9 protein-coding genes are annotated in these 12,544 nt (G+C 67.4%); 2 read left to right on the forward strand and 7 right to left on the reverse strand.

The annotated features are described in order from the left end of the window. Nucleotide 1 precedes the first annotated feature (1 nt). Nucleotides 2–1,813, forward strand: coding sequence for a SulP family inorganic anion transporter (locus J0A90_RS02300; protein ID WP_207035847.1), 1,812 nt, complete (start codon nt 2–4; stop codon nt 1,811–1,813). A 4-nt stretch (nt 1,814–1,817) separates the two neighbouring features. On the opposite strand, the gene J0A90_RS02305 is transcribed toward J0A90_RS02300, so the two are convergent. Continuing rightward, on the reverse strand, nt 1,818–3,050 hold the full coding sequence (locus J0A90_RS02305) for an AGE family epimerase/isomerase (RefSeq protein ID WP_207035849.1): 1,233 nt from the start codon (nt 3,048–3,050) through the stop codon (nt 1,818–1,820). A 146-nt stretch (nt 3,051–3,196) separates the two neighbouring features. On the opposite strand from J0A90_RS02305, the gene csiR reads away from it, so the two are divergent. After that, nucleotides 3,197–3,904: a DNA-binding transcriptional regulator CsiR gene (gene csiR, locus J0A90_RS02310; protein WP_207035851.1), complete on the forward strand. Its 708-nt coding sequence runs from the start codon at nt 3,197–3,199 to the stop codon at nt 3,902–3,904. Between the two features lie 90 nt (nt 3,905–3,994). Here csiR and J0A90_RS02315 read toward each other — a convergent pair whose 3' ends face one another. The 6 genes from J0A90_RS02315 to J0A90_RS02340 form a co-directional block, all read right to left on the reverse strand. Beyond that, nucleotides 3,995–5,212 carry a CaiB/BaiF CoA-transferase family protein gene (locus tag J0A90_RS02315; RefSeq protein WP_207035854.1) on the reverse strand — a complete coding sequence of 406 codons (1,218 nt, stop codon included), beginning with the start codon at nt 5,210–5,212 and terminating at the stop codon, nt 3,995–3,997. Nucleotides 5,213–5,216: 4 nt separating this feature from the next. Further along, on the reverse strand, nt 5,217–6,395 hold the full coding sequence (locus J0A90_RS02320) for an acyl-CoA dehydrogenase (RefSeq protein ID WP_207035855.1): 1,179 nt from the start codon (nt 6,393–6,395) through the stop codon (nt 5,217–5,219). A 162-nt stretch (nt 6,396–6,557) separates the two neighbouring features. Continuing rightward, the gene (cydC, locus tag J0A90_RS02325; protein WP_207035857.1) at nt 6,558–8,264 is read right to left on the reverse strand and encodes a thiol reductant ABC exporter subunit CydC; all 1,707 of its coding nucleotides are present in this window, start codon (nt 8,262–8,264) and stop codon (nt 6,558–6,560) included. Next, complete coding sequence (cydD, locus tag J0A90_RS02330) at nt 8,261–9,985, reverse strand: thiol reductant ABC exporter subunit CydD (RefSeq protein ID WP_207035859.1); 1,725 nt, start codon at nt 9,983–9,985, stop codon at nt 8,261–8,263. The genes cydC and cydD overlap by 4 nt, the downstream gene beginning before the upstream one ends. Then, entirely contained in the window at nt 9,982–10,983 is a 1,002-nt protein-coding gene (gene cydB / locus J0A90_RS02335; RefSeq protein ID WP_207035861.1) for a cytochrome d ubiquinol oxidase subunit II, read from the reverse strand. Before cydB ends, cydD begins: the two co-directional genes overlap by 4 nt. A 4-nt stretch (nt 10,984–10,987) precedes the next feature. Continuing rightward, nucleotides 10,988–12,400 (reverse strand): cytochrome ubiquinol oxidase subunit I, encoded by a 1,413-nt coding sequence (locus J0A90_RS02340; protein WP_035471750.1) that lies wholly within the window; start codon nt 12,398–12,400, stop codon nt 10,988–10,990. Nucleotides 12,401–12,544: the final 144 nt, after the last annotated feature.

The raw sequence follows: 12,544 nt of genomic DNA on the forward strand, positions 1-12,544 counted from the left end.
GATGAGCCGATGGCGCCGATGGCTCGCTAGCGAGCCCCGCGAACGGATTCGGCTGCGCGCGCGCATCGCCGGCTATTTTCCCATCACCACCTGGCTGCCCTACTACAATCGTCATCTGCTCGGCGAGGATCTGATCGCGGCGGTCATCGTGACCCTGATGGTGATACCGCAGGCGCTGGCCTATGCCATTCTCGCCGGGTTGCCGGCGGTCGCCGGGCTCTATGCCAGTATGCTGCCGCTGATCGCCTATACCCTGTTCGGCACCAGCCGCACCCTCGCCGTCGGCCCCATGGCGATCGTCTCGCTGATGACCGCCGCGGCGCTGTCACCGCTGTTCGTGCCCGGCAGCGTTGCCTACAGCCAGGGGGCGGTCACCCTGGCGCTGCTCTCGGGGCTGATTCTGGCACTCATGGGGCTGCTGCGGCTGGGTTTCTTCGCCAACTTCCTGAGTCACCCGGTGGTCTCGGGCCTGCTGACCGCCTCGGGCGTGCTGATCGCCGCCAGCCAGATCGCCAGCCTCATGGGGATCGGCGGCTCAGGCTTCACGCTGCTCGATCAGCTATTGCACATCCTGCGCCAGCTAGACCAGTTGCACTGGCCCACGCTGGGCCTGGGACTGAGTGCGCTGATCTTCCTGCTACTGATGCGCCGCGCCGCGCCGTTGCTGCGCCGCCTGGGGCTTGCCGCCGGCACCGCCACCTTCATCGTGCGCCTGGGCCCGGTGATGGCGGTGACCATCACCACGCTACTCTCGTGGACGCTCGACCTGCCCGCCCTGGGCGTGGCCGTGGTCGGCGAGATTCCCGCCCACCTGCCGCCGCTCAGCCTGCCCTCGCGCGACCCGTCAGTGTGGCGCGAACTGTTGCTGCCGGCCTTTCTGATCAGCGTGGTGGGCTTCATCGAGTCGGTATCGCTGGCGCAGATGCTGGCCGCGCGGCGGCGCGAGCGCATCTCGCCCGATCAGGAGCTGATCGGCCTGGGCAGCGCCAACCTCGCCGCCGCCTTCACCTCGGGCATGCCGGTCACCGGCAGCTTGTCGCGGACCGTGATCAACTTCGATGCCGGTGCGCGGACCCCCGCCGCCGGCGCGCTGGCGGCGCTCGGCGTGGGCCTGGTGATCCTGTGCCTGACGCCGCTGATCGCCTATCTGCCGATCGCCACCCTGGCCGCCAGCATCATCGTCTCAGCGATGACCCTGGTCGACCTGCCCGGGCTCAAGCGAACCTGGCGCTACTCACAAAGCGACTTCGCCGCCATGCTGATCACCATCGTGCTCACCTTCCTGGAGGGCGTCGAGGCTGGCGTGATGGCAGGGGTGGGCGTGTCGCTGGCGCTCTATCTGTATCGCACCAGCCGTCCGCACACCGCGGTGGTGGGCCGGTTGCCGGGCACCGAACACTTTCGCAACGTGCGCCGCCACGAGGCCGAGATCGATGCCGAGATCGCGCTGCTGCGGATCGACGAAAGTCTCTATTTCGCCAATGCGCGCTATCTCGAGGATACCGTCTACGCGCTGATCGCCGATCGCCCGGCCATGCGCCACCTGGTGCTCATCTGCTCGGCGGTCAACATGATCGACGCCTCGGCGCTGGAGAGCCTGGAAGCGATCAATGCGCGTCTGGCCGACTCCCAGATCGCGCTCAACCTGGCCGAGGTCAAGGGTCCGGTGATGGATCGGCTCAAGAAGAGCGACTTTCTCGACCACCTGAGCGGCGAGGTCTACCTCAGCACCTACGCTGCCTGGACCGAGCTGCGCCACCGCCTGGACGACGAGGCCCGAGCCAGCGCCGAATCACCGGACGCCGCCAGTTGACGTTTTAGGCATCGGCGAACCCACCGCCGATGACATGCCCCGGTCTCTCCAGCCCTTCGCGACGACGCAGGATCGGCAGCAGCAGATAACAGGTCGCCAGCGGACGGCGGTCGGTCTTGCCCAGTGGGCTCTTCTCACGCGAGTAGGGGCGATTGTCCGCGGTCAGCGTGGCATACCAGCCGCCACGAGCGCCGTCGATCATATGCTGGCCGCAGTAGTCGGCGATGCGATCGTACCAGCGCCAGTAGCGCGGCTGCCCGGTGGCATCGGCGAGCAGCGCCGCGGCCGCCAGGCTCTCCGCCTGCACCCAGTGCTGCTTGTCCCGATTGACCACCTCGCGGCGCATGTCCACGCCGCTGACCAGCCCGCCATGCAAGGTATCCCAACCCGCCTCCATCGCGCCGACAAATAGCGATCCGGCGGTGTCCAGCAGCCAGCCGCGCGCACTCGGCGCCCACGCCGCGAGTCGCGTCATCAGCTTGGCCCACTGGGCGAGATGGCCGACCTGGAAGCCCCAGGGGCGGTAGCGATCATCGGGGCGGTCACGGTGCAGCTCGAAATCCACCCGCCAGTCGCGATCGAAGTGCTCCCATAGCCAGCCGCCGGCGAGCGGTGCCAACTGCTGCCAGACGCTGCGGGTCACGCTCAACGCCCGCGCCAGAGGCTCGTCATGGCTGCTCACTGCCTGGCAGGCCAGCAGTGCCTCACACATCTCCAGGTTGGCAAGTTGACTGCGATAGGTCGCGAGCCGCCAGCGCGCATCCGCCGAGTCGGCGTAGCGTGCGCTGCCGGTTTCGTAGAGATGTTTGTCGATCAGTGCCCGCACCCGCGCAAGCCCCGCTGCCGCCTCGCCGATGCCGGCGTCCAGGGCTACCGCGTAGGCCTCGAGCACCCGCGCCAGCCCCAGACAGCGCTGGGTCTCGTCTTCCGGCGTGGCGCCGTCGAGCAGCCAGGCGTAGCCCTGGGTTCGCGTCTGGTAGTGATGCTCTTCGAGAAAACGCAGACCGTGGCGCGCCCAGTGCAGATACTCCGGCTCGCCGCGATACACCGCGTAGCGCGCATAGTTGATCACGAAGCCGGCGCTGGAGAGCAGATGGCGACGCTGGGGCTGAAGCCGTTCGCCACTATCGGTGAAGGCGTGGAAGAAGCCTGCCTGGGTATCGATGCACCGCGGGTGATAGAACCCCATCAGACTATCGATGTGATGAGCGACTTGTGAGGCTGAGGTCAACGGCATGGGCAAAGCATCCTTAGGATCGCTCCGTCTGGTTTAGCCTGCCGGCCCGTGCGATGCAATGCGCCTCTGGTCGTGCTTCTCAAGACGTCGATATTTTCGTTCAATATCGATATCTCATCTTCACTCATCGTCTCGGCCGACTCGCCATGCCATCCGACACACCCCAGGGCGCTACCAGCGCCGCGCCTCAGAGTGCCGAAGCCGCCTACGCCGCCCTCAAGCGCGATCTCGTCCGGGGCCACTACGCCCCGACGGAGAAGCTGCTGATGAACGAACTCAAGGCGCGCTACGCCATCGGTGTGGGGCCACTGCGCGAAGCGCTGACCCGCCTGGTGGGCGAGCGCCTGGTGACCAGTGTCAACCAGCGCGGCTACCGCGTCGCGCCGATGTCGCTGAGCGAGCTCGAAGCGCTCTACGATGCGCGTGCCGAACTCGAGGGCCTGCTTACCCGGCTGGCCATCGAACGCGGCGATGACGCCTGGGAGGCGGCGATCCTGGCCGCAGCGCATCGCCTGTCTCGGGTCAGCGAGCTGCACTCGGGTGATGACATGCTCGATCTTTGGGATGCCCGCCATCAGGCGCTGCATGCGGCAATCGTCGACGGCTGCGGCTGCCCACCGCTACTGCAGGCACGCGAGGCGCTGTTCGATCAGGCCCAGCGCTATCGCCACCTGTGGCTGCATCAGACGGTCTTCTCGGCCGAGGCGCTGGCCGCCAAGCGAGTCGAACACGCGGCACTGATCGAGCGCGTTCTGGCACGCGACGCCGAGGGTGCCGCGGGCGCACTGCGTGATCATCTGCTGACGCCAGTGGCGATCATCCAGCGGCGGCTGACGGAGCGTGGCTGGGCGTAGACGGCACGTGGCCGGGACCGAACCAAACGAGGCTGGGCCCGAATCAAGCGAGTCTGGGACCGAATCAAGCGTAGCTGGGAATAGACGACATCAGCCGATCACGCCACGCTCGCGCAGCGCTTCCCAGTCCGCGGCGCCAGGGCCCAGCCACCCTTCGAGCACGGCGAGGGTATGCTCGCCCAGCCGCGGCGGCATACCCGAGGCACCCAGGCGCTCGCCATCCAGCTTGATGGGGTTGCCAACCAGACGCGCGACGCGGCCATCGTCGCCACGGCGTTCGATCTGCATCCCGCGATGGCGTACCTGCGGATCGTCGAACACCTGATCCAGGGTGTTGATCGGCCCGCTCGGCACGCCTGCTCGCTCCAGCGCCAGCAGCCAATCGTCGCGACGTCGCTCGACCAGGCGCGCCGCCAATTGCACCACCAGCAGCTCGCGGTGCGCCACCCGGGCGGCGTTGGTGGCAAAGCGCGGGTCGTCCGCCAGCGCCGCCAACGAAAGCACCTCGCACAGGCGCCGGAACTGGGCGTCGTTGCCCACGGTGATGATCAGATGGCCATCGGCGGCGGCGAACGCCTGATAGGGCACGATATTGGGATGAGCGTTGCCCAGGCGCTGGGGCACATCAGCGCTGGTGAGATAGTTGAGCGCCTGATTGGCCAGCACCCCAACCTGGACGTCGAGCAGCGCCATGTCGATATAGGCACCCTTGCCATCGTGTTCACGCCGGCGCAGTGCCGCCAGGATGGCGTTGGCGGCATACAGCCCGGTAAAGATATCGGTGAGGGCCACACCCACCTTGGTCGGCTCGCCGCCGGCCGCATCGGGCTGCCCGGTGAGGCTCATCAGCCCGCCCATGCCCTGGATCAGGAAGTCGTAACCCGCTCGCGCGGCATAGGGGCCATCCTGACCGAAACCGGTGATCGAGCAGTAGACCAGGCCGGGGTTGTCCGCCTGGAGGCTGGCGTGATCGAGCCCGTAGGCCGCCAGCCCGCCCACCTTGAAGTTCTCGATCAGCACGTCGGCGTGAGCCGCCAGCTGGCGCACCAACGCCTGGCCCTCGGGGTCGGCGAGATCGATCGCCACCGAGCGCTTGCCGCGGTTGGCACTCAGGAAGTAGGCGGACTCCCGGGTCCCCGGCAGCCAGGGCGGCCCCCAGCCGCGGGTATCGTCACCCCGCCCGGGACGCTCGATCTTGATCACCTCGGCGCCCAGGTCGGCCAGTTGCTGGGTACACCAGGGGCCTGCCAGCACCCGCGACAGGTCGAGCACGCGCAGGCCGGCGAGCGGCGGTTGGGCGTCACTCATGGTCTCACCCGAACGCCTGAATGCCGGTCTGGGCACGCCCCAGGATCAGCGCATGGATATCGTGAGTACCTTCGTAGGTGTTGACCGTCTCCAGGTTGAGCATGTGGCGGATCACCCCGAACTCCAGCGAGATACCGTTGCCGCCGTGCATGTCGCGGGCGGTGCGCGCGATGTTCAGCGCCTTGCCGCTGTGGTTGCGCTTGATCAGCGAGATCATCTCCGGCGTCGCCTTGCCGGCATCGAGCAGCTGCGCGACACGCAGACACGCCTGCAGGCCCAGCGCGATTTCGGTCTGCATGTCGGCCAGTTTGAGCTGGATCAGCTGGTTGGCCGCCAGCGGCCGGCCGAACTGCTGGCGGTCCAGGGTGTACTGACGCGCCGCGTGCCAGCAGAACTCGGCGGCGCCCAGCGTGCCCCAGGCGATACCGAAGCGCGCCTTGTTGAGACAGCCGAACGGCCCGCTCAGACCAGCGGCACCGGGCAGCAGCGCCTCCTCGTCGACGAAGACATCGTCGAGCACGATCTCGCCGGTGACCGACGCCCGCAACGACGCCTTGGCCTGGATGGTAGGCGTTGAGAAACCCGGTGCGCCGCGCTCGACCAGAAAGCCTTTGATGCGCCCCTCATGGGCATCGGATTTGGCCCAAACCACCGCCACATCGGCGATCGGGCTATTCGTGATCCACATCTTCTGGCCGCTGAGCCGGTAGCCGCCGTCGACCTTGCGCGCCCGGGTCTGCAGGCTGCCCGGGTCGGAACCGGCGTTGGGCTCGGTCAGCCCGAAGCAGCCGACCAGCTCACCGCGCGCCAGCCCCGGCAGCCAGCGCTGCTTCTGCGCCTCACTGCCGTAGGCCTCGATCGGATACATCACCAGCGACGACTGCACGCTCATGGCCGAGCGGTAGCCGGAATCGACCCGTTCCACTTCGCGAGCGATCAGCCCATAGGCCACGTGGCTGGCCCCGGCGCCACCGTAGGCTTCACTTACGGTCGCGCCGAGCAGGCCCAGCTCGCCCATCTCCGAGAGAATCTCGCGCTCGAAGCGCTCCGACTCGAACGCCTCCAGCACCCTGGGCTGCAACCGTGTCTGGCAGTAGTCCCGCGCCACCTGCTGGATCTGACGCTCTTCATCGTCGAGCTGCTGGTCGAAGAGCAGCGGATCGTCCCACTGAAAACCGGACATTGCACACGCCTCCTGGCGCTATGTCGAAAGGAGAGAATGGCGCATGAAGACAGCGCCTTGGCAAAAGCCTACGCCAGGGCTGACAGAAGGGATATGCGAAAAACGTCGATATTCCATATGAAATATCGACGTTTTCATCGGGTCACCGAGACTGCGTGGCATTCAAGACATCGGCTGCAACGCGGCCCCCTGAGCGCCGGGTACCAGTCGCCAGCAGCTATCGCACGCCGGGAGCGCGGCCGGTTCATGCGCCAGCAGCAGCGCGGTGCGCCCGGCCAGCCAGTGCGACAGCGCCGCCTTCACCAGCTGTGCGGTCGACGCATCCAACCCGCTCAGTGGCTCGTCGAGAATCACCAGCGGCGAGTTGCGCAGCATCACCCGCGCCAGCGCCACACGGCGGGCCTGGCCACCGGAGAGCTGACGCCCCTGCTCGCCGACCCAGGTCTCTAGTCCCTGGGGCAGCGCCTCGGCCCACTCGCGCAGGTCTACCTGCTCGAGCACCGCCCATAGCTGGGCGTCGCTAGCGGCAGGGTCGCCCATGCGCAGATTGGCCGCCAGCGTGTCGTGGAACAGCTCGCTGCGCTGGGTGAGGTAGCCGATACGCGCGCGCAGCGACTCCGGCGCCAGTTCGGCGATCTCATGGTCATCGAAGCGCAAGTCGCCGATATCCGGGTCGAAGGCGCGCACCGCCAGCTGCGCCAGCGTCGACTTGCCGCTGCCGGAGGCACCGATCACCGCGATCTGCTGCCCCGGTGCCAGGACGAGATCGACCCCGCGCAGAACCCAGCGCCCGCCCTGGCACAACCCGACATCGCGATAGATCAGACTCGGCGCGGCACCACCGCCCTGCAGCGTCATGCCCGCCTGCTCGGGCGCCAGCGCGGTCTGGGCATTGAGGCGCTCCGCCGCGCGCTGGGTCGCGCCGAGCTGGGTGAACGCCATCGGTAAACCACCGAGGCCCTCCGCCACCGCCAGCGTGCCCAGGGTCAGCATCACCATCTGGGCGCCACTCAGCGCAGCGCTCGACAACGCCGCCAGGCCGAGTGCGAGTACACCCACGGCGGCAAGCTGAATCACCAGCGTGGTCAGCGCATTGGCTGCAGCCGTGCGCTTGCCCAGTTGGCGCTGATCGTCGAGCAGGCCCTGCTCTTCGGCCCGCCAGTGGCCCAGATGCGTTTCCAGCGCACCATAGGCGGTGAGTTCGGCCAGCCCTTCCACCTGCTCCACCGCGCGCACTCGCAGCGCTTCCTGGCGATCCACCCGACGATGACTGGCACGCCAGCCCCACACCGCGCAGCCCACCGTCAGCGCCAGCCACAAGGGCACCAACAGCCCCAGCAGCAGCCAACCCGCCGCGGGCAGGAACAGCATGGCGAACAGGGCGAAACCGAGAATCGCCGCCAGCGCCACCAGCGGCGGTGCCAGCAGGCGCAGATAGAGGTTGTCGAGGGTGTCGATATCCGCGGTGAGACGATTGAGCCACTGCGCGGCGCGGGCACGGGAGAGCGTGCGCGCATCCAACCGCACCAGCCGCGCGAACACCCCACCACGCAGATCCGCCAGCAGGCGTAGAACGGTGTCGTGGTTGTAGAGCCGCTCGAGATAGCGACTCGCGGTGCGCGCCACGGCGAAGGCGCGCACCCCACTGCCCGGCGCGAAGACATCGAAGAACACCGGTACGGAGAGCGCCGCCACCGCGGTGGCGGTGATGAACCACCCAGACAGCGACAGCAAACCCAGCGCGCTCACCAGTGTGGCCAGCATCAACGCAGCGCCAAGCCACAGCCGACCACGCCGTGCACCGAGCACGCCGAGCCAGGGGCGCAGGCTGCGATAGAGATGCGTCACTCCAGTTGCCAACGGACTCATGAATTCGAGGCCTCCTGCCACAGGGTGCCGGGTGCGGTGATCAAGCGGCCGCCATCGAGGGCGAGCACGCGATCGGCCATCGCCATGAGCGCCGGATGATGGGTCGCCACCACCAAGGTGCGACCGCTGGCGGCGAGCCGCTGGAGCGCGACCACGACCACGCGCTCGGTCTCTGGATCGAGGGCGGCGGTAGGCTCGTCGAGCAGCACCAGGCGTGCCGGCGACAGGAAGATCCGCGCCAGCGCCAGCCGCTGCCCCTCGCCCCCGGAAAGCCCCACACCCCGCTCGCCCAGTGGCGTCTCGAGGCCGTGCGCGGCGGCGCGCAGCCAGTCACCCAGCCCGGCCTCTTCCAACGCTTCATGCAGCGCGGTGTCGCTTGCCGTCGGCGCTACCAGACGCAGATTCTCGGCGAGTGTGCCCTGGATGATCAGCGGACGCTGGTCGAGCCAAGCGATCGCCGGCCCGGGTGCCACTGCGACCCGGCCGCAGTCGGCGGCGACGAAGCCGGCAATCAGCTGCAGCAGGCTAGACTTGCCGCTGCCGGAGGGGCCGACCAGGGCCACCACCTCGCCGGTTTCCACACGTAGCGAAAGCGGCCCCAGCACCCGCTGGCGGCCGACATGACTGAGTTCGACAGCCTCCAGCTCCACCGCCGCCGTCACTGGCGCACTCGGCGTTGGCGCCGCTGCCGAGTCCGACTCTGGCACCGGCTCGTCGAGCAGCGCCATCAGCCCTTCCGCCGCCCCCAGCGCCGAGGCACGATCGTGGTAGTGCTGCGACAGCGTGCGCAGCGGCTGAAAGAACTCCGGCGCCAGCAACAGGATGAACAGGCCGCTGAACAGATCCAGCTCGCCGGCCGGGCCGTAGTCGATATAGCCCAGCAGGCCGAGACCGATATAGATCGCCACCACGGCGACGGAGACGGCGGCGAAGAACTCGAGCACCGCCGAGGAGAGAAACGCCACGCGCAGGGTGCGCATGCTGCGCCGCCGGTAGTCATGGGCGACGTCGCTCACTTCGGCGGTGGCGCGCTCGCCAAGGCCGAACAGCTGCAGCGTGGTGATCCCGCGCACGCGGTCGAGAAAGTGGCCGGAAAGCCGCGTCACGGCGCGAAACTGCGCCTCGTTCAAACGTTGCGCGCCCATGCCGATCAGCGCCATGAACAGCGGAATCAGCGGTGCGGCGATCAGCAGCCAGACCGCGGCCAGCCAGTTGAGCCACGCCACCACCGCCAGATAGAGCAGCGGCACCGCCAGCGCCAGCATCACCTGAGGACGAAAACGCGCGTAGTAGCCCTCCAGCGACTCGACCTGGTCGACCAGCTGGCTGGCCAGACCGGCACTGTGCCGGGAGGCCAGGCGCACCGGGCCGAGCGCGTGGAGCTTGGCCAACAGCTGCGCACGCACGGTGCGCTTCACTGCCAACCCGCAGGCCTGGCCGCTCACTTCCTGCCCCCACTGGGCGGCGGCGCGCAGCGTCAACGCCAGCCCCACCACCAGCAGTGCCGGCCACAGCTCGGCGATGCCCCGCCCCGCGATCACAGCCTGGGCGACGATCCAGGCGAGCCCGCCCAACTGAACCAGCGTGACCACGGCGGCAAGCAAACCACAGCCCAGCGCACGCCGGTGCCACGGCCGAATGGCCGTGGCCTGGGCCTCCAGCCACGCCCGCGACGGATTGCGCGGACGTGAGCTGGCACCTGAACGCGACGCTCGGCTCAATGGTAGCCCTCGCCGACGCGCACCTTGCCGCGGAATACCCAGTAGGACCAGGCGGTATAGACCAGCACGATCGGCAGCACGAAGAGCACCCCTATCAGCAGGAAGAACTGCGACTCCGGCGCCGAGGCGGCATCCCACAGGGTGATCTGCGGCGGCACCACATAGGGCCAGCGGCTGACGATCAGCCCCAGATAGGTGCACACGAATAGCCCCAGGGTGAGCAGGAAGGCACCGCCTTCACGGCCGTGGCGGTTGCACAGGAAGATCCCCAGCGCGCATAGCAGCGCCCCACCGGGCAGCAGCCAGATCACCTGCAGGTGGTCGAACCAGCGCTCGAACACACCGCGGTCGATCCACGGGGTCCACAGGCTGACGATGGCGAACACCGCGAGCACACCCAGCAGCAGCTTGGGCACCAGCGCCCGCGCCCAGTCACGCACGTGGCCTTCGGACTTGAGCACCAGCCAGGTCGCCCCCAGCAGCGCATAGCCGACCACCAGGCCGAAGCCGGTAAGGATGGTGAACGGCGTCAGCCAGTCGAGAGCACCACCGACATAGACCCCATTGGCGGTCTCGAAGCCCTGGATATAGGCGCCGACGACGCAGCCCTGGGCAAAAGCCGCGAGGAACGAGCCACCAGCGAAGGAGAGACTCCAATAGCGCTTGGAGCGGTGCGACTTGAAGCGGAACTCGAACGCCACGCCGCGGAAGATCAGCCCCGCCAGCATCAGGAACACGCCCAGGTAGAGCGCCGGCAACAATATGGTGTAGACCAGCGGAAAGGCGCCGATCAGCCCGGCACCGCCGAGTATCAACCAGGTCTCGTTGCCGTCCCATACCGGCGCCACCGAGTTCATCATCACATCGCGGGCATCCTCGTCCGGCGCGAACGGGAAGAGAATACCCAGGCCCAGGTCGAAGCCATCCATGAGCACGTACATGATCACGCCGACCGCGATGATGACCGCCCAGATCAGAGAGAGATCGAACATTTGCATGCGCTTAGCTCCTGGAGGCCGAAGTGTGGCCGTCGAACGGCACGTGGGTGGCGGAGAGCGGCCGCGCCGGGCGATCCGCGTCGTGAATCTCCTCGTCCGGATCGAGCTCGTCGAGCCCCTGGCGAATCACCTTGAACAGGTAGTAGACCCCGGAGACGAAGATCACCGCGTAGACCGTGATGTAGCCGATCAGCGTCACCAGCACCATCCAGCCGGAGAGCGACGGCGTCACCGCATCCTTGTAGGAGAGCACGTTGTAGACCAGCCACGGCGAACGTCCGATCTCGGTGACGAACCAGCCCGAGAGCACAGCCAGGAACGGCGCCAGGCTCATGAACTGCAGCCCGCGCAAATAGAACCGCGAGGTGTAGAGGCGCCCGCCCTTACGCAGGAACAGCCCGGCCAGCGCGAAGGCGATCATCAGAAGCCCCATCGCCACCATCACCCGGAAGCTGTAGAACACCATCCACACCGGCGGCTGCTGCGACTCGGGAATCTCCTTGAGCCCCGGCACCACGCCGTTGGGATCGTGTCGCAGGATCAGGCTGGCGCCGTTGGGGATGCCGATCTCCATGCGGTTGGCCTGCAGCTCGCGATCCGGCAGCGCGAACAGCAGCAGCGGCACGTTGGACTGGGTATCCCAGTTGCCCTCCATCGCCGCCACCTTCATCGGCTGGTGCTCGAGCGTGTTGAGACCGTGCTCGTCGCCGACGAAGGCCTGCAGCGGCGCCAGGATCAGCAGCAGCCACAGTGTCATCGACAGCGCCCGGCGGTGAGCCTCGACGTCACGCCCGCGGATCAGGAACCAGGCGCTGACACCGCACACCACGAAACCGCCGGTAAGGAAGGCCGCCAGCGCCATGTGCGCGAAGCGATAAGGGAAGGATGGCGTGAACATCGCCTCCATCCACGAGGTCACGTGGGCCACGCCCTCACGAATCTCGAAGCCCTGCGGAGTCTGCATCCAGCTGTTGGAGACCAGAATCCAGAAGGCCGAGATGAAGGTGCCCACCGCCACCATCAGCGCGGCGAAGAAGTGCACCGAAGGCGACACCCGGTGGCGGCCGAACAGCAGCACGCCGAGAAAGCCCGCCTCGAGGAAGAACGCCGTGATCACCTCGTAGCTGAGCAGCGGCCCGATGATGTTGGCCGCGAAGCGTACGAAGTTGCTCCAGTTGGTACCGAACTGAAACGCCATCACGATGCCCGAGACCACGCCGATACCGAACACCACGGCGAAGATCTTGGTCCAGAAGTAGCCCAGGCGATCCCACACCGCGTTGCCGGTAGCGACATAGAGCCCCTGCAGCACGGCGACATAGGAGGCCAGGCCGATGGTGAACACCGGAAAGATGGCGTGGAAGGAGACCACGAAAGCGAACTGCAATCGTGAGAGTAGGATGGGATCTAGTGCCATGGCTGGCTCCTCGGATGCGTGAGAGCGTCGCGAAGCGGCTTGACGGATGGGGCCATCCGCGCCGCCGGGCGCGCTCCCTCTATAGTGACCGGCCGTCGAGGTCGGCGGAGATCGACCCTTGCAGGTCTTGGCAACGATGATACG

Origin of the sequence: Salinicola sp. DM10 (genome assembly GCF_017306975.2) — a bacterium.
Lineage (GTDB): Bacteria > Pseudomonadota > Gammaproteobacteria > Pseudomonadales > Halomonadaceae > Salinicola.